Origin of the sequence: Pigmentiphaga sp. YJ18 (assembly GCF_038066655.1) — a bacterium.
Taxonomy (GTDB): Bacteria; Pseudomonadota; Gammaproteobacteria; order Burkholderiales; family Burkholderiaceae_B; genus Pigmentiphaga.
This window is the reverse complement of record NZ_JBBUKU010000002.1, coordinates 724,572-745,980: the sequence shown is the minus strand read 5'-3', so window position 1 is coordinate 745,980 and position 21,409 is coordinate 724,572. Positions and strand designations below refer to the sequence as shown.

The window sequence follows — 21,409 nt, the reverse complement described above, 5'->3', positions numbered from 1 at the left end:
TGATGCGCGCGCTGATCGTCAGCGTGGACTTTGGCGAGCCCGAGTTCCAGGCCCAGACCGACGAATTCATCATGCTGGCCCAAGGGGCTGGCGCGCAGATCGTCGATACCATGATTGCCCGACGGGCGCGTCCGGATGCGGCGCTCTTCGTGGGGTCGGGCAAGGTGGAAGAAATCGGACTGGCGGCCGAGGCCGGCCAGGCCGAGATCATCCTGTTCAACCACAACCTGACGCCTGCCCAGCAGCGCAACCTCGAACGCGCCCTGAAGATACGGGTGGTGGACCGGGTCGCGCTCATCCTGGACATCTTCGCGCTGCGTGCCCAGAGCCACGAGGGCAAGCTCCAGGTCGAGCTGGCGCAGTTGCAGCACCTGGCCACGCGCCTGACCCGGATGTGGTCCCACCTGGAGCGCCAGCGCGGCGGCATAGGCATGCGGGGTCCGGGCGAATCGCAACTGGAAATGGACCGCCGCATGATCGGCGACAAGGTCCGCTACCTGCGCGAGCGGCTGGACAAGCTCGAACGCCAGCGCCAGACCCAGCGCCGCTCGCGCGCGCGGGGCGGGGCGCTGTCGGTTTCGCTGGTGGGCTATACCAACGCCGGGAAGTCCACGTTGTTCAACGCGCTGACCCGCGCCGAGGTCTATGCGGCCGACCAGCTCTTCGCCACGCTGGACACCACGACCCGGCGCATCTGGATCGAAGGGGCCGGCTCGGTCGTCGTGTCCGACACGGTGGGGTTCATCCGCGAGTTGCCGCACACGCTCATCGCCGCGTTCAAGGCCACGCTCGAGGAAACCGTCCACGCCGACCTGCTGCTGCACGTCGTGGATGCGTCCAGCCCCCAGCGCGACGAACAGATCGCCGAGGTCGACAAGGTCCTGGAAGAGATCGGGGCGGCGGACATCCCCCGCATCCTGGTCTATAACAAGATCGACCGCAGCAGCCACGAGGCGGGAGTCGAGCGCGACGAGCATGGTACGATCTCGCGAGTGTTCGTTAGCGCGATCGAGCGTACTGGCCTGGATGCACTGCGGGGTGCCATTGTCGAGGCCGGACGGGCAGATCCCGTGGTCCCAGGTAATAATAGTAGCGACCCACGCTTTCGTACGCTGTCTTCGTCCGTCGGCCCTACGGCTGACGCCCGATCCTAGGCGACGGGTTCGACCCGTCCGCTTTGCTTACTACAAAGATGCGTCTGCCTGCGATAACTCGAATATTCAATCTCAACGACTCGAACTGGGGCCGCGGAAGCGGCGGTGGCTCCGGCAACGAGCCTCCCCGGCGTCCGCAGAACGACGGACGGGACAACAATAACGGCGGACCGCCCGATCTCGACGAGTTATGGCGCGATTTCAACCGCCGGCTGAGCGGATTGTTCGGCCGCAAGCCTTCCGGGCCTCCCGGCGGCAACAATAACGGCGGCGGCCGTTTCTCGCCATCCTCGCGGGGCACGGGCGTCGGCCTGCTGGTGGTCGTGGTCGTGGTGGCGCTGCTGTGGCTGGCCTCGGGCTTCTTCATCGTCCAGGAAGGGCAGGTCGCGGTCATCACGCAGTTCGGCAAGTACAAGGAAACCACGCGGGCCGGTTTCCAGTGGCGCATGCCGTACCCCATCCAGAGCCACGAGACCGTCAATCTCTCGCAACTGCGCACCATCGAGGTGGGCTTTCGCAATACCTCGCGCAGCAAGGTGTTGCAGGAGTCCCTGATGCTGACCGATGACGAGAACATCGTCGACATGCAGTTCGTGGTCCAGTACCGCTTGAAGGAAACGGGCGCGCGCGACTACCTCTTCAATAACCGGGGCCCGGACGAAGCCGTCAAGCAGGCCGCCGAGACCGCCATGCGCGAGATCGTCGGCAAGAAGAAGATGGACTTCGTACTGTACGAAGGGCGTACCGAAGTCGCCACGGAAGTGGCCGCGCTGATGCAGCAGATCATGGATCTGTACCGCACCGGCGTGCTGATCAGCACGGTGGCGATCCAGAATGCCCAGCCACCCGAGCAGGTGCAGGCCGCGTTCGACGATGCCGTCAAGGCCGGCCAGGACCGCGAGCGTCAGATCAACGAAGGCCAGGCCTACGCCAACGACGTGGTTCCCCGTGCGTCGGGCGCCGCCTCGCGCCTGGTCCAGGAAGCCGAGGCCTACCGCCAGCGCATCGTCGAAAACGCCGAGGGTGATGCCGCGCGCTTCTCGCAGGTGCTGGCCGAATACAAGAAGGCGCCGCAGGTCACGCGTGACCGCCTTTATCTCGAAACCATGCAGCAGGTCTTCACCAACACCTCGAAGGTGCTGGTCGATACGCGCAACGGCAGCAACCTGCTGTACCTGCCGCTGGACAAGCTGATGCAGCAAGTGTCGCAGGACTCCGCGGCCGGGACGCGCTCGCCGTCCGCCGCGGGCGGTTCCTCGTCCGTCAACGTGCCGCCGCCGCTGGCCGGCAGCGTGCTGCCGGAAGCCGGACGCGATGCCCTGCGCTCGCGGGACCGCAACAGATAATTGAGAAGGAATAGCATGGATCGTTTGATTCCTGCGGTAATCGGTCTGCTCGTGGGGGTGGCCGTATTGTCGTCATGCGTGTTCGTGGTCAACGAACGCAACTATGCCGTCGTCTTCGCCCTGGGTGAAATCAAGGAAGTCATCGACGAACCCGGCCTGTATTTCAAGCTGCCGCCGCCGTTCCAGAACGTGCAGCAGTTCGACAAGCGCATCCTGACCATCGACTCCGCCGACAGCGAGCGGGTGCAGACCTCGGAAAAGAAGAACCTGCTGATCGACGCGTTCGTGAAGTGGCGCATTTCGAATCCGCGCACCTACTATGTGACCTTTGGCGGCAACGAACGCGCGGCGCAGGAACGCCTGCTGGCCTTGATCCGCGATGCCCTGAACGCCTCGATCAACCGCCGCACCGTGAACGACGTCACCTCCAAGGAGCGTGACAAGATCATGCAGGAGATCCGCACCAACACCGAGGCCGCGGCCAAGCTGCTGGGCGTGGAGATCGTCGACGTGCGCCTGAAGCGCGTGGACTTCGTGCCCGAGATTTCCGAGTCGGTCTACCGCCGGATGGAAGCCGAACGCAAGCGCGTGGCCAACGAGCAGCGCTCCATCGGCGCCGCCGAAGGCGAGAAGATCCGCGCCGACGCCGACCGCCAGCGCGAGGTCATCCTGGCCGAAGCCTATCGCAAGGCCCAGGAAGCCAAAGGCGAGGGCGACGCCAAGGCCTCGGCCGTCTATGCGCAGGCCTTCGGCCAGGACCGCGACTTCTATCGCTTCTACAAGAGCCTGGAAGCCTACCGCAGCTCGTTCGGCTCCAAGTCCGACATGCTGGTGGTGGACCCGAGCTCGGAGTTCTTCCGCTTCATGAAATCGCCAGCGGCGAATTGACCCCCCTACGCCCTCCGGGCGCCCCCCCGGGGGGCGGCACTGGCGGAGCCGGATCCGCTGTTCCCTGGGTCTGGAGACGCTCAGGAAAGAAAAACGGCCTTGCTTGCGTGCAAGGCCGTTTTCATTTTCAACCGAACCGGATGCTAGGCAATATCGCCAGTCCCCGCCAGCCCTTTGGTACCCCAGGATGCGGTGGATCCGGCTTTGCCGGTCCACCCGCATCGCCCCCTTGAGGGGGCGCCCGAAGGGCGCGGGGGTGGGCTTCCCTTCCGGTCCGCCAGTGCCGCCCCCTGGGGGGCGCGCGTCAGCGCGTAGGGGGGGGCCCCCTACTCAGGGGTGATGCCGGCGGCTTTGACGACGGCGCGCCATTGGGGGATTTCGGTGCGGATGCGGTCGGCCATTTCCTTGGGAGTGCTGGGCAGGAGCTCCACGCCCAGGTCGACGAATTTGTCGTGCGTGGCGGGTTGCTTCAGGATACGGACGACTTCGCTGTTGAGCTTTGCGACGACGGGGGCCGGCATGCCGGCAGGGCCGGACAGGGCGAACCAGACGTTGGCGCTGAAGCCCGGCAGCGTTTCGTTGATCGTGGGCAGGTCGGGCATGATCTCGGTGCGCTTTTCACCCGAGGTGGCCAGCGCCGTGAGCTTGCCGGCGCGCACGTGGGGCAGGGACGAGGCGCCGCCTTCGAACATCATGTCGACCTGGCCGGCGATCAGGTCCGTGCTGGCGTTGGAACTGCCCTTGTAGGGCACGTGCAGGATGTCCACGCCGGCCTGTTTCTTGAACATTTCCGCCAGCAGGTGGTGCGAGCTGCCCGAGCCCAGCGAGGCGTAGGTGAGCTTGCCGGGCGAGGCCTTGGCGGCCGCGATCAGGTCGGCCACGGTGCGCATGGGCAGGGCCTTGTTCACCACCAGGTAGGTGGGCGTGTCGAACAGCATCGAGATGGGGGTGAAGTCCCGCTGCGAGTCGTAGGGCAGTTGCTTGCGCAGGACCGGATTGAACACCATGGCGCTTTGCGTGGCGATCAGCAGCGTATAGCCGTCCGGCGGCGCCTTGGCCACGGCTTCGGCGGCGATGGTCTGGCTGGCGCCGGGGCGGTTCTCCACGATCACGGGCTGGCCGACGGACGCCGACAATTGCTGGGCGATGTAGCGGGCGAAGGTATCGCCCAGCCCGCCGGCCGAGTGGGGGGAAACGATCCGGATCGGCTTGGTCGGAAAGTCGGTCGCGGCATCCTGGGCGGATGCCGGCTGCCAGGCGATCAGCCCCGTGGCGGCAAGCGCCGCGAGCAGGGTACGGCGATGGGATTCCAGGCCGGCGGGATGCCGGCTCAGCGGTTGGGTCATGGCATGTCTCCTGTGCGGGGCTGGTCGGCCGTGCCGCCACCTCGTCGTTTGCCGTGGGAAATCAGCGGAAGTGGTAGCGGCCTTCTTCGTCCCGGGCCAAGGGGCGCTTGCCGGCCGTATCCTCCAGCCAGCGCACGATCTCCCGGCCGTCGTTGCTGCCGGTCGCGGCCATCAGTTCCTCGAAGTACTTGGGGCCGTCCTCCAGCGCCGCTTCGATCGAGGCGAAGCGGGCGCCCTCGTAGCGCGGCGCGGCGGGAACCCGGTAATCCAGGGGGCGTTGCGCACCCGGGGCGAGCAGGGGCAGGGTCAGGTCGAAGCCCGCCTTGGCGCCCGTGCGGGCGCCGTTGAGCGACGGATCCAGCGGCATGGCGCGCATGCCGGTCTGGATCACCAGGTCGCGATCCGCCTGGAATCGCGTGCCCAGGGCCCAGTCCATCTGCGCGTCCGAGAAAATGTCGATGTCCGGGTCGACCACGAACACGTGCTTGACGTTCGAGAGCGAGCCGAACACCGCGGCGATGGCGTTGCGGGCTTCGCCCGGCACGCGCTGCTGCAAGGCGATGCGCACGTTGAACATGCCGCCGTTGGCCGGCGCGGCGAAGACGCCGCGGACTTCGCGCACCGCGGTCTCGAGCGCGCGCCAGATCATCACTTCGGTGCGCAGCGCGTTCAACTGCGCGGTATCGGTCCACGCCATGTTGGGGCCGCTGATGGTGGCGGTCTGGAACACGGCGTCGCGCCGGCGCGTGATGGCGGTCACGTGGAACAGCGGGTTCTTCTTGACCACGCCGTAATAGCCCAGGAACTCGCCATAGGGGCCTTCGGGCTCGACGTGGCCGGCTTCGTCCAGATAGCCTTCGATGATGAATTCCGCGTCGGCCGGCACCATCAGGTCGTTGGTCACGCACTTGACCACGGGCAGCGGCGCGCCCCGCAGGCTCGAGAGCAGACCCAGTTCGTCGCCGGGGATGCGCATGGTGGCGGCGATGTGGTCGATGGGGTTCGAGCCCACCGCGAAGGCGATCGGCATGCGCTGGCCGCGGCCGGCCTGTTTCAGGTACAGGGCGCGCAGGTCCGACGGCGCGACCAGGTCTATCCCGGCGGTGCGGCGGCCGCGCAGCATGAGGCGGCGCACGCCCACGTTGGTCCAGCCGGTGTCCGGGTCGCGGGTGAAGTCGATGGAGGCGGAAATATAGGGCGCACCGTCCAGGCCATGCTGCAGGTGGACGGGCAGCTGGGTCAGGTCGCACTCGTCGCCTTGCAGGACGACCTGCTGGACGGGGGCCTGGGACGCGGGGATTTCGACGAATTCGGGCCGGTTGCGCAGCCGGCGGGTCACTTCGGCGGGCAGGTCGGCCGGCGTAGTGGAGAAGGCCAGGGCAAGCCGTTCACGGCTGCCGGCGGCGTTGCCGCACAGGGGGATGTCCGAGTCGCCCGGGCGTTCGATCAGAACCGCCTTGGGGCTTTGTTCCAGGATGGCGGCAATGTCGCGCAGCGCCGCTTCGGGCTGGCGCAGAAAGGCGCCCTCGTCCAGGGATTCCAGGAAACGCCTGAGACGGAAGGCGTCCAGGTCGGGCAGGGCGGGGGAAGGCGAAGGCACGGCGGTCTCCGATTGCGGGTCCGGGAAAAAGAACCTGTGGGCCGCCGCTGTCGCGGCGCTGCCCATCGGTCCAGGCTGCCGCGTTATTTAAATGCACCCTACCCAGGGAAGTAAGCAAAACATTTGGATGACGTGATAGAAGAACGCGAACAATGCGTCGGCCGCGCGCCACGCAAGCTTGATTTTGTCGTGATTCGAGCGGACAATAGCGTGTAAGCCAAGAGGTACGTCCGAATTAGTCACTGCACCAAATTGGTGCGAATCGGACAACCCCAGCTTGGAAGAAGCGGTTGATGGGCTTGCACGTGTGCATACCCGCAGCCGCTTTTTTTTCGTCCATCGTTTTCATTGAATCGTTTGCGAGATCCCCGCATGGGCAAATGGCTGTTGCCCGAAAGCCTGGCAGATATCCTGCCGGCCGAGGCCCGGCGCATAGAAGAATTGCGCCGCTTGTTGCTGGACCTGTATCGCACCTATGGCTATGAGCTCGTCATGCCGCCGTTGGTGGAGTACCTCGACTCGCTGCTGTCGGCCAGCGGAGGCGACATGGACCTGCACACCTTCAAACTGGTGGACCAGATGTCGGGCCGTTCGCTCGGCATCCGGGCCGACATGACGCCCCAGGTGACGCGCATCGACGCGCACCTGCTCAATCGGGCAGGCACCACCCGCCTGTGCTATTGCGGAAGCGTGCTGCACACCTTGCCGCGCGGCCTCTGGGCCACGCGCGAGCCGCTGCAGATCGGCGCCGAGCTGTATGGCCACGCCGGTCCCGAGGCCGACATCGAAGTCCTGCAACTGGCGCTGGAAAGCGTCCGGCGCGCGGGGGTGGCCGATTACCGGGTCGACCTCAGCCACCTGGACGTAGTGCGCGCGCTGCTGGAAACCGACCCGGCCGCCGCCGCCCGCGCCGACGAGATCTTCAACCTGCTGCGCGAGAAGGACGTTCCCGGGCTGGCGGCGCTCGGCCCCGCGCTGGCGCCGGCCACCGCCCAGGCGCTGCAGGTGCTGCCGACGCTGTACGGCGAACTGGACGTGCTGGAGAAGGCCCGCGCGGCGCTGCCGGCGCTGCCCCGGATCAGCCAGGCGCTGGACATGCTGGCCGCGCTGGCCAAGGCGCTGCCGGGCGTGGACATCGGCATCGACCTGGCCGACGTGCGCAGCTTCAACTATCACACCGGCGTGGTCTTCGCCGTCTACTGCGGCGGCTGGCCCAACGCGGTGGTGCGCGGCGGCCGCTACGACGACGTCGGCAGGGTATTCGGACGGGCACGCCCGGCCACCGGTTTCAGCCTGGACCTGCGCGAACTGGCGGGGCTGCTCGCGCCCGCCACCGCGAGTTCCGCAGTCCGCGCCCCGTGGGGTCTCGAGCCCGATCTGGCGGAGGCCGTGCGCGCGCTGCGCGCCGCCGGCCAGATCGTGGTCCAGATACTGCCCGGACATGAACACGATCAGCAGGAATTCATCTGCGATCACGAGCTGGTGCTGCGCAATGGCGCCTGGCGGGTCGAATCCCTGGCCAGCGCCGAGGCCGCCCGGCCATCCCCATCCACCGCAATCTGACGCCCGTCGCGGGCGGAATTTAGAGAAGCAGAAGCAACATGGCTAACAACGTCGTGGTTATCGGCACCCAGTGGGGTGACGAAGGCAAAGGCAAGATCGTCGACTGGCTGGCGGAGTCCGCCCAAGGGGTGGTGCGCTTCCAGGGCGGCCACAATGCGGGCCATACCCTGTGGATCGCCGGCAAGAAGACCATCCTGCGCCTGATCCCCTCGGGCATCATGCACCCCGGCATGACCTGCTACATCGGCAACGGCGTGGTGCTGTCGCCCGAAGCGCTGCTGCGCGAGATCGAGGAACTCGAGGCCGCCGGCGTCGAGGTGCGCGCCCGCCTTCGCGTGTCCGAGGCCTGCCCGCTGATCCTGCCGTACCACGTCGCCGTCGACCAGGCGCGCGAGGCCCGCAAGGGCGCCGGCAAGATCGGCACGACCGGCCGCGGCATCGGCCCCGCCTACGAGGACAAGGTCGCGCGTCGCGCCATCCGCGTCCAGGACCTGTACGACCCGGCCTCCTTCGACGCCAAGCTGGAAGAGGCCCTGGACTATCACAACTTCGTGCTGACCCAGTACCTGGGCGCCCAGGCCGTGGATGCCGCGCAGGTGCGCGACCAGGCCATGGCGCTGGCGCCGGTGCTCAAGCCCATGGTGGCCGACGTGGCCAACGCGCTGTACGAAGCCTCGGCGGGTGGCCAGAAGCTGCTGTTCGAAGGCGCGCAGGGCGCGCTGCTGGACGTGGACCACGGCACCTATCCCTACGTCACCAGCAGCAACTGCGTGGCCGGCGCGGCCTCGGCGGGCTCGGGCGTCGGACCGCAGAAGCTCGAGTACGTGCTGGGCATCACCAAGGCCTATGCCACCCGCGTCGGGTCGGGCCCGTTCCCGACCGAGCTGGACGACGACATCGGCGCCCGCCTGGCCTCGGTAGGCAAGGAATTCGGCTCGGTCACCGGCCGGCCGCGCCGCTGCGGCTGGTTCGACGGCGCCGCGCTCAAGCGCTCGATCCGCCTGAACGGCATCTCCGGCCTGTGCATCACCAAGCTGGACGTGCTGGACGGCCTGGAAACCATCAAGCTGGGCGTGGGCTATCGCGTCAACGGCGAATTCCGCGACGTCCTGCCCTACGGGGCGGCGGCCGTGGCCAGCAGCGAGCCCGTCCTGGAGGAAATGCCGGGCTGGAGCGAGTCCACCGTGGGCGTGACCGAATACGATAAACTTCCGGTCAATGCCCGTCGCTACCTGGAGCGGATGGCCGAAGTCTGCGGCGTGCCGATCGACCTGGTGTCGACCGGTCCGGACCGCACCGAAACCGTCGTGCTGCGGCATCCCTTCAAGGCCTGATCGGCTCCTTACTCATCCTGGCGCCCCGGTTGATCCGGGGCTTTTTTGCAGTATCCGGACACCATGCAGCAAGATACCGACAAAGATCTCTGGATCAGCTGGGACCGCTACAACCAACTCATCGAGCAACTGGGCCTGCAGGTCCACCAGTCGGGCTGGAAGTTCGACCAGATCGTCTGCCTGGCCCGCGGCGGAATGCGCGTGGGCGACGTGCTGTCGCGCATCTACGACGTGCCGCTGGGCATCCTGGCCACCAGCAGCTACCGCGAGGCGGCGGGCACCGAGCAGGGGCGGCTGGACATCGCGCAGTTCATCACGATCACGCGCGGCACGCTGGAAGGCAAGGTGCTGCTGGTGGACGACATGGTCGACACCGGCGTGACCTTCGACCGCGTGCACCAGCACCTGCTGCAGCAGTTCTCGGCGATCACGGAAATGCGCACGGCCGTGCTGTGGTTCAAGGGGCACTCCAAGGTGGTGCCGGACTACTACGTGCAGAAACTGCCGACGAATCCGTGGATACACCAGCCCTTCGAGGACTACGACAGCATCCGGCCGTATCAGCTCGAGGCCTGGGTGCGCAAGGGCAAGAGCGACTGATCGCCGCCGGCGTTCCACGAAAGCCCGGTCGGGAGCCATCCCGGCCGGGCTTTCTTGTTTCAGGCCGCGGCGATTGATCTGACTCAAGGTGTGTGCAATAAACCCGGCGTAGCATGAACGACTGCAGGCCGCCTACGACGTCCGGTCGACAGGAGCAACCATGTATCAGAAGCTACTCGTTCCCATCGACGGCAGCGCCACGTCCCGCCTGGCCCTGGAGGAAGCCGTGATGCTGGCGCGCCTGAGCGGCGCCAGGATAGAACTCCTGCACGTCGTGGACGAACTCGAACATATCTGGGGCCGGCCCAGCCCTGCGGTCTACATCAGGGAGGTGCGCCCCATGTTCCTGAAGGCGGGCCAGGACCTGCTGGACGAGACCCGGGCCGAGATCGAGTCGCAGGGCATCGAAGTGGACACCGTACTGCTGGAAAGCCGCGGCACCCGGGCCTCGGAATTGATCGCCGCCCAGGCGGCCAAGGACGGCGTGGACGCCATCGTCATGGGAACCCATGGCCGGCGGGGCGTCGACCGCGTGCTGATAGGCAGCGATGCCGAGCAGGTGGTGCGACTTTCGGCGGTGCCGGTGATGCTGGTCAGGCAGGCCCGGCCATCGATCGCGGCGGGCTAGGCTCCGCGGCCGTATCCGCGCAGGCCTCCAGCTCGGCCAGCCACCGCCACAGCGTCGAACGGCTGACGCCCAGCAGGCGGGCCGCCTCGGCGCGCCGGCCTCCCGCCTGGTCCAGCGCAGCGCGTACGCGCTGTGCCAGCGGCCGTTCCACGGTCGGGCCGGCTCCCGAGGCGAACAATTCCGGACAGTCATGGGCCAGTGCATCGAGCGGGATGTCGCGCGCATCGGCATACTGCGCCAGCGTGACCGCGATCCGCTCCGCCAGGTTCTCCAGCTCGCGGACGTTGCCGGGCCAGTGGTAGCGGCGCAGCGCGTCCATCCACGGCGCCAGCGCGACGGCGGCGTCCAGGGATGAACCCAGGCGCTTCAGGCAGCGGTCGGCCATGGGCAGGATGAGGACGGGAATGTCTTCCCGGCGTTCGCGCAGCGCGGGCAGGGCCAGCCGCAGGATGTTGAGGCGGTAGTACAGGTCGCGCCGGAACCGGCCCTGTTCGATCAGCGCTTCCAGCGGTTGATGCGTGGCGGCGACCACGCGCACGTCGATGGGCAGCGGCGCGGTCGCGCCCAGGCGCATGACTTCCCGTTCCTGCAGCACGCGCAGCAGCCTTGTCTGGAGCGGCATGGGCATGTCGCCGATCTCGTCCAGGAACAGGGTGCCGGTATGGGCCGCCTCGAACAGGCCGCACTTGCCGCCGCGCCGCGAACCGGTGAAGGCGCCTTCCTCGTAGCCGAACAGTTCGCTTTCCAGCAGCGACTCCGGAAAGGACGCGCAGTTGACGGCGACGAAGGGGCGCCCGGCCCGCCGGCTTTCGTTGTGGATGGCCTGGGCGAACAGTTCCTTGCCGACGCCGCTTTCGCCGGTGATCAACACGCCCAGGTCCGTGCGGGCGTAGCGGTGGGCGCTGGCGACGGCCGTGCGCATGGCCTGGCTGCCGCCGGCCAGGCTGGAGAAAGTGTGGCGGGCCGTGTGCTGCTGGCGCCGCTGCAGGATGCGCAGGCTGGCGTCGGCCGCCTGGATGGCGCTGGCGTCGTGCAGCGTCAGCGCCGCCCCCACGATGTCCCCATGTTCCCGTATCAGGGTGCGGTCGACCACCCAGTCGCGCTGCCCGAAGCGCAGCGCGATGGCCCGTTCCTGGCGGCCGCTGGCCAGCGTGGCACGCAGGGACAGCGCCGGCTCGAGTTCGCCCAGCGGCCGTCCCCGCAGCAGCGCGTCGGGCTTGCCGAGCAATTGCCGCATGGGCGGGTTGATGGCGATGATGCGGTCTTCGCGGTCGACCGCGACCACCGCTTCCTGCAGGTTGTGCAGCACGCTGTGCAACTGTTCGTAGCGGCCGGCCTCCAGGCGCGCGACCCTGGCCAGTTCCAGGGCATCGTCGAAGCCCTTGCGGATGCTGGCCAGGGAATAGGCCAGCAGGCCCCGCAGCCCGGCCTGCTCGGCCAGTTCCACCACCAGGCTGGAGCCGACGATGACCTGGTATCCCTCCCGGCGCAGCGTCTCGAAGCGAAGCCGGGCGTCGTCCGGCGTACGGTAGGCGTGCTGGCTGATGCCGATGTTGAGCAGATCCTTGACGTCGTCCAGCTCGGGTATGGTCTGGCCGTACATCACCACGCCGACGCGGTCGGCGATCCGGCGTGCCTGGATCAGCGCCTGCAGCAGGTCGAAGCCGCCCAGGTGGATGGTGGCCACCGGCGCCTGCAGGCCGGCCCGCAGGATGGCTGCGTTCGAGCCGGCGCTGACGAAGGCGTCGGCCATGCCGCGCTCGACCCGGTCCTGCGCCAGGGCCAGGGCGTCGCCGAAGGTGGCGTCGACGACCTCGATCCGCGCCCGCTGCGCATATTCGGCAACGACCGGCATGGCCAGTTCGCGAATGTGCCGGTAGCTGACGAAACACAGGCGCGGCAGGCCCGGGGGAGGCGAGGAAAGGGGAAGCATGATCGTGTCTTGGTAAGACGTCCTGTCTGTTCCATGATTGTTCCATGAAACGTCCGGACAAAGTCGCCAGACCGGGAAAACGCCGATGAATCAAGGCCTTGCCGCGGAGTTCGCAGGTGGCACGGGGATTGCACCGTCCCGGCATCGTCTTCAAGGAGATAGCGGATTGGCCCTCGAACACATTACCGTGCTGGACTTGACCCACATGCTTTCCGGGCCCTACGGCACCATGCTGCTGGCCGACCTGGGCGCGCGCACCATCAAGGTCGAACCTCCGGGGAAGGGCGAAGGCACGCGCCGGCTGCTCGAGAACGATCCGCAGCATTCGCGCGACGGCATGGGCGCCTACTACGTCACCCTCAACCGGAACAAGGAAAGCGTCTGCGTCGACCTGAAGCAGCCGGCGGGCCGCGAGGTCTTCCTGGACCTGGTGCGGCGCGCCGACGTGGTGTTCGACAACTTCAGCGTGGGAGTGACCGAAAGGCTGGGCATCGACCATGCGTCGCTGGCCAAGGTCAACCCGCGCATCGTCACCTGCTCGGTGACGGGATTCGGGCAGACCGGGCCGGCCACGCAGCGGCCCGCGTTCGACCAGGTGGTGCAGGCCATGGGGGGCGGCATGTCGATCACCGGCACGCCGGCCACGGGGCCGATACGCAGCGGCATCCCCATTGGCGACCTGGGCGGCGGCACCTTCGGCGCGATAGGCGTGCTGGCGGCCCTGGTCGAGCGCGAGCAGACGGGCAGGGGACAGCACGTCGACATCGCCATGCTGGACGTGCAGGTCTCGCTGCTGAACTACATGGCCACGATGTACTTCATGTCCGGCCAGGTTCCCGAAGGCATAGGCAACGGCCACTTCGTGCACGTGCCCTACAACTGCTATCCGACCGCGGATGGCCACATCATCATCGCCTGCATCGGCGACGCCTTCTTCGAGCGCTTCGTGGACTTCATCGACGTGCCCGAACTGCGGCGGCCCGAGTATCTCCAGCAGCCGGTGCGCTTCGCCGACAAGGCGCGCATCGACGAGATCATCTCGGAGGAGCTGCGCAAGCAGCCCACCGCCCACTGGCTCGCGCGGCTGGAGGCCGCCCGCATTCCCTGCGGCCCGGTCAACGACTTCGCGCAGGCGCTGGCCGACCCCCAGGTCGTGGCGCGGAACATGGTGGCCGAGGTGCCGCTGCCCGACGGAACGTCGCTGCGCATGCCGGGCAATCCGGTCAAGCTCTCGGGCGCGGCACCGGCATCTTTCGGCGCGCCGCCGCGGCTGGGCGCCCAGACCGACGCCGTGCTGGGCGACTGGCTGGGCTATGCGCCGGACCGGCTGGCCAGCCTGCGCGGGCAGGGCGCGATAGGCTGACGACAAGATCAAACCAAGGAGGAGACAACATGGCGATACGATGGTCATCCGCGCTTTGCGCACCCGTGCTGGCCGCGCTGTGCCTGGCGGCCGGCGGCGTCCGCGCCCAGGACTACCCCAGCAAGCCGATCCGGCTGATCGTGCCCTTCGCGCCCGGGGGCGTGACCGACACCGGCGCCCGCATCGTGGCCGAGCACCTGAGCCACCGCCTGGGCCAGCAGGTGATGGTCGAGAACAAGCCCGGCGCCTCGGGCAACATCGGCACCCAGCTCGCGGCCACGGCCGCGCCCGATGGCTACACGCTGGTGGTCGGCTTCGACGGCACGCTGGTCATCAACCCGCACGTCTATGCCAAGGTGCCGTTCGACACCTTGCGCGACCTGGCTCCCGTCAGCAAGATCGGCGATGCCGCGCTGGTCATCGTGACCCATCCTTCGCTGCCGGCAACCGATTTCGCGTCGCTGGTCGCCTATTCCAAGCGCAACCCGGCCGGCGTCTCGTACGGCAGCGCGGGCACCGGCAGCACGCCGCACCTGGCAGGCGAGTTATTGAAGGTGCGCACCGGCGCCAATTTCGTCCATATTCCCTACAAGGGGGGCGGCCAGGCCATGGCCGACGTGGTCGGCGGGACGCTGCCCATGCTCTACACGGCGGTGGCGGGGGCGTATCCCTTCATCCAGCGCGGCCAGATGCGCGCCGTGGCGGTGTCCAGCGCGCAGCGCCTGGCGTCGCTGCCGGACGTGCCCACGGTGGCCGAGACGGTGCCGGGCTTCGAGGTGACGTCGTGGATAGGCATCCTGGCGCCGGCGGGCACGCCGGCCGCGATCGTCGACCGCCTGCAGCGGGAGATCCGCGCCGTGGTGTTCCAGCCCGAGGTCAAGGAACGCCTGGCGGGGCTGGGCATCGTCGCGTCGGGCAATACGCCGGCGGAATTCCGCGGCCAGATCGAGGCCGATCTGCGCAAGTACGCCGACGTGGTGAAAGCGGCCAACATCCGCATCGATTGAGGCGCTGATGCCGGCAGGCAACAAAAAACCCCGCCAACTGGAGTTGCGGGGTTTTGCTTATCAGTGGTGCCCAGGAGAGGACTCGAACCTCCACGCCGTTAAGCGCTAGTACCTGAAACTAGTGCGTCTACCAATTCCGCCACCTGGGCACTGCTGCACAACTAAAATAACCCTTTGAGCGGGTATTCCAACTATCTGGAAGGCTTGCGCCTGCCAAAGAACTGGTGCCCAGAAGAGGACTCGAACCTCCACGCCGCTAAGCGCTAGTACCTGAAACTAGTGCGTCTACCAATTCCGCCATCTGGGCATTGTCGCAACTACCTAACATTTGCTGCGGTAAACTCAAGTTATTCCTTGCGTGTACCGTTGCATGCGGGGCAGTAGCAACAGAAGCTGCGCATTATAAAGAGAACCTGACACTTTGACAACTCGATCCCATAACAACCTTCCCTCCACGCCCGCGGACTTCGATCCCGACGTGCCCACTCGCGAGCAAATCCTGGGATTGCTGCGAGAGGCGAATGCCCCCATCGCTCCGGCGGAACTGGCACGTCGACTGGGTGTGGACCCGGGCAGCGTGGGGTTCGAGCGCCGGCTCGCGGCCATGGAGCGCGATGGCCAGTTGATGCAAAACCGCAAGGGCGCGCTGTTGTTGTCGACCAAGCTCGACTTCATCGCGGGCCGCGTGCAGGGGCATCGCGACGGCTTCGGCTTTCTGATCCGCGACGACGGCCAGAACGACCTGTTCCTGCCGCCCAAGGAAATGCTGAAAGTCCTCCACGGCGACCGCGTGCTGGTGCGGCCGGCCGGCAGCGACTACCGCGGCAAGCCCGAGGGCACCATCGTCGAGGTCCTGGAGCGGCGCACCAACAAACTGGTGGGGCGCTTCCTGAACGAACGCGGCCTGGCGCTGGTCGTGCCCGAGGACCAGCGGATCAAGCACGACATCCTCGTGCCGCCCGGCGAAACCGGCCAGGCGCAGCACGGCCAGGTCGTCACGGTCGAGATCATCGAGCAACCGACCCGGCATACGCAGCCGCTGGGCCGCGTGGTCGAGATCCTGGGCGAGATCGACGATCCCGGAATGGAAATCGAGATCGCCGTCCGCAAGTTCGACGTCCCGCACGAATTCTCGGCCAAGGCGCTGGCGCGCGCCGAGCGCCTGCCTTCCGAGGTGGTCAAGGGCGACCTGGCCGGCCGCTACGACCTGCGCGACGTGCCGCTGATCACCATCGACGGCGAGGACGCGCGCGATTTCGACGACGCGGTCTATTGCGAGCGGGTGGAGCTGGGCACGGGAACGCGCAAGCGGGCAGGGTGGCGGCTGATCGTCGCCATCGCCGACGTGGCGCACTACGTGACGCCTGGCGATGCGCTGGACGCCGACGCGCTGGAGCGCAGCACCAGCGTGTACTTCCCGCGCAAGGTCATCCCCATGCTGCCGGAGAAGCTCTCCAACGGCCTGTGCTCGCTGAATCCCAACGTCGATCGGCTGGTGCTGGTGTGCGACATGGTGATCCCCGCCACGGGCGCCAAGGGCGGCACGGTCCAGGCCTACCAGTTCTACAACGCCGTCATGCACTCGCACGCGCGCACCACCTATACCGAGGTGTGGGCAGCGCTGCAGCAGCCCGACGGCCCGGCCGCCCGCAAACATGCGAACGTGCTGCCGCAGATCCAGGACCTGTATGCGCTGTACCAGTTGCTGGCGCAGGCCCGCGAGAAGCGGGGCGCGATCGATTTCGACACGGTCGAGACCAAGATCGTCTGCAACGAACTGGGCCGCATCCAGAGCATCGTTCCCTACGTGCGTAACGACGCCCACAAGCTGATCGAAGAATGCATGCTGGCCGCCAATACCTGCGCCGCGGACTTCATGGAGCGCAGCAAGCATCCGGGCCTGTTCCGTATCCACGAAGGGCCCACCCCGGAAAAACTCCAGGCTCTGCGCGATTTCCTGAAAACGCTCGGCCTGTCGCTGGGCGGCGGCGACAAGCCGGCCGCGGCCGATTATTCGGCGCTGCTGGCCAGCGCCAAGAACCGGCCGGATGCGCCGCTGTTGCAGACCATGGCGCTGCGGTCCATGCAGCAGGCCATGTACAGCCCGGACAACGCCGGCCACTTCGGCCTGGCCTACCCGGCCTATGCCCACTTCACCTCGCCCATCCGGCGCTATCCCGACCTGCTTACCCACCGCGTGATCAAGGCGCTGCTGCATGGCAAGCGCTACGTGCCCAACGCGCTGGAAGACATGCCGGTCATGCCGGGCACGGCCAAGGAACAGGAGCACGCGCTGTGGGAAAAACTGGGCCTGTTCTGCTCGGCCAATGAACGCCGTGCCGACGATGCCTCGCGCGACGTCGAGGCCTGGCTCAAGTGCTGGTACATGCGCGAGCACGTGGGCGACGTCTTCAGCGGCACGGTCACCGGCGTCGCGCCTTTCGGCGTGTTCGTCACGCTGGACGAACTCCACGTGGAAGGGCTGGTGCACGTGTCCGAGCTGGGCGCGGAGTACTTCCAGTTCAACGACGGCCTGCACGAGCTGCGCGGCGAACGCACGGGCATGCGCTATCGCCTGACCGACAAGGTGCAGGTACAGGTGGCACGCGTCGACCTCGAGGCCCGCCGCATCGAATTCAAGCTGGTCAAGGGCGTGACCTACGAAGGGCTGCGCAAGGCCATCAAGCGTGACAGCGCCCCCGCGCCCGAACGCAAGCCGGCCAAGCCCAAGGCCGTGCTGCTGACCGACATGTCCAAGATGCCCAAGGGCAAGAAGGCCGCGCCCAAGAAGCATACGGCCCCGGAGAAGCCCACCAGCGCGCGCAGCGGCAAACGCGCGGCGGCCAAACACGGTCGCGGCAAGCGGCACTGAATCTCTGGTCTAATAACGGCATTGCGGCGCTGCCTGGGGCAGCGCCGCGTCGTTTTTGCCGCCGCGCAGCGGCAAGCATTCATGTTGGGGTGAAAGATGGCAGCTAGCCAGGTTTTGGTCGGATTCCACGCGGTGGCCGCACGGCTGCGCCATGCACCGGGGTCGATCAAGGATATCTACGTCGAAGAAGCGCGCCGCGACCGGCGCATGCTGACGCTGGTCGAACAGGCCCAGGCCGCCGGATGCAAGGTGCATCCCGTGGCGCAGACGCGCCTGGACGGGCTGGCCAAGGGACAGCGCCACCAGGGCGTGGTCGCGCTGGCGGAGTCGCTCGAATTGGCGATGGATGTCGACGAGGTCCTGGACGATGCCGAGGGCCCGGCCTTTCTGCTGGTGCTGGATGGCGTCACCGATCCGCACAACCTGGGGGCTTGCCTGAGAACCGCGGACGGGGCCGGCGTCCATGCCGTGGTCGCTCCCCGCGACCGGGCCGTGGGCCTGAACACGACGGTCCAGCGCGTGGCCTGCGGCGCCGCCGACAGCGTTCCCTACCTGACCGTGACCAATCTGGCACGGACGCTGCGCAGCCTGAAAGAGCGCGGCGTCTGGGTGGTCGGTACCGACGACGAAGCCACCGAGACCATGTACGACGTGGACGCTCGCCAGCCCATTGCCTGGGTCATGGGGGCCGAAGGCGAGGGCATGCGCCGCCTGACCCGCGAGACCTGCGATCAACTGGTCCGGATTCCCATGCAAGGGTCCGTGGAAAGCCTGAACGTCAGCGTGGCGTCGGCCGTCTGCATGTACGAGACGCTCAGGCAACGGGGAGCGAAGTAGGCTTCGGCTCTAGAACAATTTCTCGGATGCCTCGATCCTCCGGCACGGGCCGCTGGAATGGGGCCCGCTCAACTTGCCGCTGATCCTGTCCAGGCGGTAGCGCGTCGGTTCTGGTTTATATACTCCATTGATATAGAACCGGAATTCCCAGGCGATTCCGCTATCGGACCATTCGGTGATGCTGTATTCCCAGCGCAGGTTTTCTCCGTTCTTGACATCGGTTCGCTCGGTCTTCCTGCCTAGTTGCAGGACCTGGCCATCGTAGGTCAATTTCTTTTCCTGGACGTTGACTTCCAGGGATGACGTCCATTTCAACGCCGCATCGTTGGCCGCGGTTTGTTCGCATTTCAGCAGGATCATGCTTTGCGCCGCCAGCCCGGGAGAAAAAGCGGATGCGGTCAGGACCAGGCTCAGGCTCAGGAGATGGTGTTTTTTCATTTTGTCAGGGCGGAATTCAAAACTTGGTGTCCGGGACATAGCTTCCCACGCTGCATACGCCGCTGAAGTTGTTAGCCATCTCCGTGGTTTCAATGCTTATTCGGCCGGTTTTTCTATTGATTTCCCCTCCGGTGTACATTCTTCTGTTGCTGATCAGCCTGCTGTGGAAAACGATTCTTTCGGACAGGACTTCGTAGTCTTGAGAGTAGTCGCCGGGGGTTCCATAGCCATTGTCTTTCCGTATGTCATAAACCAATTCATTGGATCGGTTCCTGATCTCGAACCTTCCGCCGATGTTTATGAATATATGGGTCTTGAAGCCATCGCTTCTTTCCCCCACGCATTTCAGCTGAAGTGGATCTGAATCGCTAAAGGCATAAGCCGGCCAGCATGCCGCCCATGCGATCAGACCGGCCATTGCCGCCGTTGCTCGGCCCCTGATTTGCCCGCGTGTCTTCATGGCTGGCCTCTGGCGGCTATTTGAACGAAATGCGGGCGGTGACCGTGCATTCGTGGGTGTCGACAGGACCTGTGGGAGGGGGCATGCCTGTTTCCATCGCGTATTGAGCCTGCAATGCCGGCTGCCACGGCTTGGTCTTGGTGGAGGAGCAGTCGCAGGCGCCCAGGCTGATGTCCTTGAAGTTGCTCTTGCGCTGGGCGAACTCCGAGGCGCGGGACTTGGCCCGAGCACAGGCCGCCGCGCGAGAGCTGTAGCTGATCGCGGCGGACTGTTCCTCGACGGCGCGGGGGCCGTCCGAACCCGAGCCCGAACCCGAGCCTCCGATCGATCCGCTTTGCGCGATCGCGCTGGCGCACCAGACCGATGCGGCCGCAGCCGTGGCAAGTACCGCGAGGGCGTGAATGACGTGGGATTTCGCTTGCATGATGGCCTCTTCCGGGGTTGGCGCAGCGAGTGGAATGGAGCAACCAGCCTAGCAATGAGTACGAAAAAATACATACTCCAAACGGGGGGTTATGGCTGGGTTACAACACCTTCCGAACGGGTGCCGTCGTGCCTGCAAGACGTAAAAAAGCCCACGAGATTTTGAAATTCGTGGGCAATGGAGCATCGGGGCGAGGGCACCGCGGCAGTCGGTTCTGCCGCGAGTACCGTGGAGAGACTCAGGCGTTCCAGCCGCGAGAAAACAGCAGTGCCAGCGCGGACGGATAGCCGCGGCTGCTGCCAGCGCCGCGACGCTGCTTGAAAGGCCATGGGCTGCGATTCGCCGGGGCCGGCTTGGCGTGCGGTCCATGTTGTCCGGTACGCGGGGTGGCGGGTCGTTGCGCCGGCAGCGTATCCGCGTCGGTGCCATGCGTGTCCGTTTCCTCGGCGGAGCGCGTGTGCGTTCCCGCCACGGCAAGTCCGGCCGCACGCTTGAACCCCGGTTTGAACCCCGCGCGCGCCGTTTGCTGGCCGATGTCCAGCGTGACCGCGCCTTCGCTGCCTTCGGCAATGGGGGCGATGCGCTGGAGCCGGATCTGGCCGGGCTGGCTCATGTCCGCCAGCAGCCGCAATTGGGATGCCGAGGTCGTGGCGGGCGTGCTGCAGGTATGGAACAGGAAGGCGGGGCACCCGGACAGCCGCGCGGCCATGTACAGCCGGCGGACGGTACTTTCGGATTGCGCAGCCGCATGATCAGGGGGCAGGATGGCGACCAGCGCGGCGAACTCGCCCGCCCGCACGCCGGACTCCAGTTGGTCCAGGCCATCCAGGGGATGGTCGGTGCGCACGAGCTTGACGCATTCCAGCGAGACGCCGTGCTGGATCAGTGCGGGCGCGTAGGACAAATAGGGCGGCACCAGCAGTGCCACGGTGCGGCCGGCCTTGGTGAGCCGGCTCAGCAGCGGGCCGAGCAGGTTCAATTCACCATGCCCGACGCGCGGGACCAGGATTTCGGTCAGTGCGCCGACGGGCCATCCGGCCTGGGGCAGGGTGGCGTCGAGCGCGGGGAATCCGCTGGAAAGACTGGAGCTGGGCGTGCTGTGTTTCATGATGGTCGTCCGTCTAGGTCTTCAATGCACCAGGCCGGCCCGGATCAGGCCGACCGCGATGCCCTCGAGCGCGAAATCGTCGCGCTCGCGATCGACTTCGATGGGTTGGAAGTCGGGATTGGCCGGCAGCAGGCTCAGGCCGGTTTCGGTGTAGCGCAGTTCCTTGACGGTGACGTCGTCGCCCAGGCGGGCCACGATGATCTGCCCGTCGCGGGCCTGGGCGGCTTTCTTGACCGCCAGCAGGTCGCCGTCGAGGATGCCGGCGTCGCGCATGCTGTTGCCGCGTACCTTGAGCAGGTAGTCGGGCCGTTGCGAGAACAGGGCCTCGTCGACGCCGATTTCCTTGTCGATATGTTCGGTGGCCAGGATGGGGCTGCCGGCCGCGACCCGGCCCACCAGCGGCAGGACGAGCTGCGCCAGCACGGGATGCGTGAGCTGGAGCGGCGGTTCGGCCACGACCGGATCTTTCAGCCGTATCCCGCGGGACGTGCCCGCAGACAATTCGAGC

At 66.6% G+C, this 21,409-nt stretch carries 19 protein-coding genes and 2 tRNA genes; 11 read left to right on the top strand and 10 right to left on the bottom strand.

The features are described from left to right. Positions 1 to 2 precede the first annotated feature (2 nt). From hflX to hflC, 3 genes are read left to right on the top strand one after another with little or no spacing between them, the layout of a single operon-like run. Positions 3 to 1,154 carry a GTPase HflX gene (gene hflX / locus WKR98_RS17290; RefSeq protein WP_124689472.1) on the top strand — a complete coding sequence of 384 codons (1,152 nt, stop codon included), beginning with the start codon at positions 3 to 5 and terminating at the stop codon, positions 1,152 to 1,154. 44 nt (positions 1,155 to 1,198) lie between these two features. Beyond that, positions 1,199 to 2,500, top strand: a complete 1,302-nt coding sequence (gene hflK, locus WKR98_RS17285; RefSeq protein ID WP_124692337.1) for an FtsH protease activity modulator HflK — start codon at positions 1,199 to 1,201, stop codon at positions 2,498 to 2,500. A gap of 15 nt (positions 2,501 to 2,515) precedes the next feature. Continuing rightward, positions 2,516 to 3,388 carry a protease modulator HflC gene (gene hflC / locus WKR98_RS17280; protein ID WP_124689473.1) on the top strand — a complete coding sequence of 291 codons (873 nt, stop codon included), beginning with the start codon at positions 2,516 to 2,518 and terminating at the stop codon, positions 3,386 to 3,388. Between the two features lie 326 nt (positions 3,389 to 3,714). Here the strand turns inward: hflC and WKR98_RS17275 are convergent, their stop codons facing one another. Then, complete coding sequence (locus WKR98_RS17275) at positions 3,715 to 4,734, bottom strand: Bug family tripartite tricarboxylate transporter substrate binding protein (RefSeq protein ID WP_124689474.1); 1,020 nt, start codon at positions 4,732 to 4,734, stop codon at positions 3,715 to 3,717. A gap of 61 nt (positions 4,735 to 4,795) precedes the next feature. Further along, positions 4,796 to 6,334, bottom strand: a complete 1,539-nt coding sequence (locus WKR98_RS17270; RefSeq protein ID WP_238160391.1) for a UbiD family decarboxylase — start codon at positions 6,332 to 6,334, stop codon at positions 4,796 to 4,798. A 372-nt stretch (positions 6,335 to 6,706) separates the two neighbouring features. Here WKR98_RS17270 and WKR98_RS17265 point away from each other — a divergent pair, with 372 nt between their 5' ends. The 4 genes from WKR98_RS17265 to WKR98_RS17250 all read left to right on the top strand — a co-directional run bounded on the left by WKR98_RS17265 (position 6,707) and on the right by WKR98_RS17250 (position 10,459). Beyond that, positions 6,707 to 7,897 (top strand): ATP phosphoribosyltransferase regulatory subunit, encoded by a 1,191-nt coding sequence (locus tag WKR98_RS17265; protein ID WP_124689476.1) that lies wholly within the window; start codon positions 6,707 to 6,709, stop codon positions 7,895 to 7,897. Between the two features lie 38 nt (positions 7,898 to 7,935). Further along, positions 7,936 to 9,231: an adenylosuccinate synthase gene (locus tag WKR98_RS17260; protein ID WP_124689477.1), complete on the top strand. Its 1,296-nt coding sequence runs from the start codon at positions 7,936 to 7,938 to the stop codon at positions 9,229 to 9,231. Positions 9,232 to 9,294: 63 nt separating this feature from the next. Further along, positions 9,295 to 9,831 (top strand): phosphoribosyltransferase, encoded by a 537-nt coding sequence (locus WKR98_RS17255; RefSeq protein WP_124689478.1) that lies wholly within the window; start codon positions 9,295 to 9,297, stop codon positions 9,829 to 9,831. 160 nt (positions 9,832 to 9,991) lie between these two features. After that, on the top strand, positions 9,992 to 10,459 hold the full coding sequence (locus tag WKR98_RS17250; protein ID WP_124689479.1) for a universal stress protein: 468 nt from the start codon (positions 9,992 to 9,994) through the stop codon (positions 10,457 to 10,459). Here the strand turns inward: WKR98_RS17250 and prpR are convergent. Beyond that, a complete protein-coding gene (gene prpR / locus WKR98_RS17245; protein ID WP_341434185.1) occupies positions 10,425 to 12,392 on the bottom strand; it encodes a propionate catabolism operon regulatory protein PrpR in 1,968 nt (655 codons plus the stop codon). The two genes, WKR98_RS17250 and prpR, sit on opposite strands and share 35 nt — an antisense overlap. A 166-nt stretch (positions 12,393 to 12,558) precedes the next feature. On the opposite strand from prpR, the gene WKR98_RS17240 reads away from it, so the two are divergent. Continuing rightward, positions 12,559 to 13,755, top strand: a complete 1,197-nt coding sequence (locus tag WKR98_RS17240; RefSeq protein WP_124689481.1) for a CaiB/BaiF CoA transferase family protein — start codon at positions 12,559 to 12,561, stop codon at positions 13,753 to 13,755. A 29-nt stretch (positions 13,756 to 13,784) separates the two neighbouring features. Continuing rightward, positions 13,785 to 14,762: a Bug family tripartite tricarboxylate transporter substrate binding protein gene (locus WKR98_RS17235; protein WP_124689482.1), complete on the top strand. Its 978-nt coding sequence runs from the start codon at positions 13,785 to 13,787 to the stop codon at positions 14,760 to 14,762. 64 nt (positions 14,763 to 14,826) lie between these two features. On the opposite strand, the gene WKR98_RS17230 is transcribed toward WKR98_RS17235, so the two are convergent. Both WKR98_RS17230 and WKR98_RS17225 read right to left on the bottom strand, forming a co-directional pair. Then, positions 14,827 to 14,911 (bottom strand) — tRNA-Leu (locus tag WKR98_RS17230). Between the two features lie 73 nt (positions 14,912 to 14,984). Beyond that, positions 14,985 to 15,069, bottom strand: a tRNA-Leu gene (locus WKR98_RS17225). Between the two features lie 114 nt (positions 15,070 to 15,183). Here WKR98_RS17225 and rnr point away from each other — a divergent pair. Beyond that, positions 15,184 to 17,634 carry a ribonuclease R gene (gene rnr / locus WKR98_RS17220; protein WP_341434184.1) on the top strand — a complete coding sequence of 817 codons (2,451 nt, stop codon included), beginning with the start codon at positions 15,184 to 15,186 and terminating at the stop codon, positions 17,632 to 17,634. Positions 17,635 to 17,730: 96 nt separating this feature from the next. After that, positions 17,731 to 18,471 carry a 23S rRNA (guanosine(2251)-2'-O)-methyltransferase RlmB gene (gene rlmB / locus WKR98_RS17215; RefSeq protein WP_124689484.1) on the top strand — a complete coding sequence of 247 codons (741 nt, stop codon included), beginning with the start codon at positions 17,731 to 17,733 and terminating at the stop codon, positions 18,469 to 18,471. A 9-nt stretch (positions 18,472 to 18,480) separates the two neighbouring features. On the opposite strand, the gene WKR98_RS17210 is transcribed toward rlmB, so the two are convergent. From WKR98_RS17210 to lexA, 5 genes are all read right to left on the bottom strand, one after another. Continuing rightward, positions 18,481 to 18,909, bottom strand: coding sequence for a hypothetical protein (locus tag WKR98_RS17210; protein ID WP_341434183.1), 429 nt, complete (start codon positions 18,907 to 18,909; stop codon positions 18,481 to 18,483). Positions 18,910 to 18,925: 16 nt separating this feature from the next. Beyond that, positions 18,926 to 19,369 carry a hypothetical protein gene (locus tag WKR98_RS17205; RefSeq protein ID WP_341434182.1) on the bottom strand — a complete coding sequence of 148 codons (444 nt, stop codon included), beginning with the start codon at positions 19,367 to 19,369 and terminating at the stop codon, positions 18,926 to 18,928. Positions 19,370 to 19,385: 16 nt separating this feature from the next. Further along, positions 19,386 to 19,793: a hypothetical protein gene (locus WKR98_RS17200; protein ID WP_124689487.1), complete on the bottom strand. Its 408-nt coding sequence runs from the start codon at positions 19,791 to 19,793 to the stop codon at positions 19,386 to 19,388. 238 nt (positions 19,794 to 20,031) lie between these two features. After that, the gene (locus WKR98_RS17195) at positions 20,032 to 20,901 is read right to left on the bottom strand and encodes a hypothetical protein (RefSeq protein ID WP_124689488.1); all 870 of its coding nucleotides are present in this window, start codon (positions 20,899 to 20,901) and stop codon (positions 20,032 to 20,034) included. Positions 20,902 to 20,922: 21 nt separating this feature from the next. Beyond that, on the bottom strand, positions 20,923 to 21,409 hold a 487-nt coding region (gene lexA, locus WKR98_RS17190; RefSeq protein WP_341434181.1), incomplete at its 5' end, for a transcriptional repressor LexA.

What these genes read in the sequence shown, in the direction of transcription:
- hflX (WP_124689472.1), top strand. Translation starts at nt 3, where the DNA reads ATGCGCGCGCTGATCGTCAGCGTGGACTTTGGCGAGCCCGAGTTCCAG.
- hflC (WP_124689473.1), top strand. Translation starts at nt 2,516, where the DNA reads ATGGATCGTTTGATTCCTGCGGTAATCGGTCTGCTCGTGGGGGTGGCC.
- WKR98_RS17275 (WP_124689474.1), bottom strand. Translation starts at nt 4,734, where the DNA reads ATGACCCAACCGCTGAGCCGGCATCCCGCCGGCCTGGAATCCCATCGC.
- WKR98_RS17265 (WP_124689476.1), top strand. Translation starts at nt 6,707, where the DNA reads ATGGGCAAATGGCTGTTGCCCGAAAGCCTGGCAGATATCCTGCCGGCC.
- WKR98_RS17260 (WP_124689477.1), top strand. Translation starts at nt 7,936, where the DNA reads ATGGCTAACAACGTCGTGGTTATCGGCACCCAGTGGGGTGACGAAGGC.
- WKR98_RS17255 (WP_124689478.1), top strand. Translation starts at nt 9,295, where the DNA reads ATGCAGCAAGATACCGACAAAGATCTCTGGATCAGCTGGGACCGCTAC.
- WKR98_RS17250 (WP_124689479.1), top strand. Translation starts at nt 9,992, where the DNA reads ATGTATCAGAAGCTACTCGTTCCCATCGACGGCAGCGCCACGTCCCGC.
- prpR (WP_341434185.1), bottom strand. Translation starts at nt 12,392, where the DNA reads ATGCTTCCCCTTTCCTCGCCTCCCCCGGGCCTGCCGCGCCTGTGTTTC.
- WKR98_RS17235 (WP_124689482.1), top strand. Translation starts at nt 13,785, where the DNA reads ATGGCGATACGATGGTCATCCGCGCTTTGCGCACCCGTGCTGGCCGCG.
- rlmB (WP_124689484.1), top strand. Translation starts at nt 17,731, where the DNA reads ATGGCAGCTAGCCAGGTTTTGGTCGGATTCCACGCGGTGGCCGCACGG.
- WKR98_RS17210 (WP_341434183.1), bottom strand. Translation starts at nt 18,909, where the DNA reads ATGAAAAAACACCATCTCCTGAGCCTGAGCCTGGTCCTGACCGCATCC.
- WKR98_RS17205 (WP_341434182.1), bottom strand. Translation starts at nt 19,369, where the DNA reads ATGAAGACACGCGGGCAAATCAGGGGCCGAGCAACGGCGGCAATGGCC.
- WKR98_RS17200 (WP_124689487.1), bottom strand. Translation starts at nt 19,793, where the DNA reads ATGCAAGCGAAATCCCACGTCATTCACGCCCTCGCGGTACTTGCCACG.
- WKR98_RS17195 (WP_124689488.1), bottom strand. Translation starts at nt 20,901, where the DNA reads ATGAAACACAGCACGCCCAGCTCCAGTCTTTCCAGCGGATTCCCCGCG.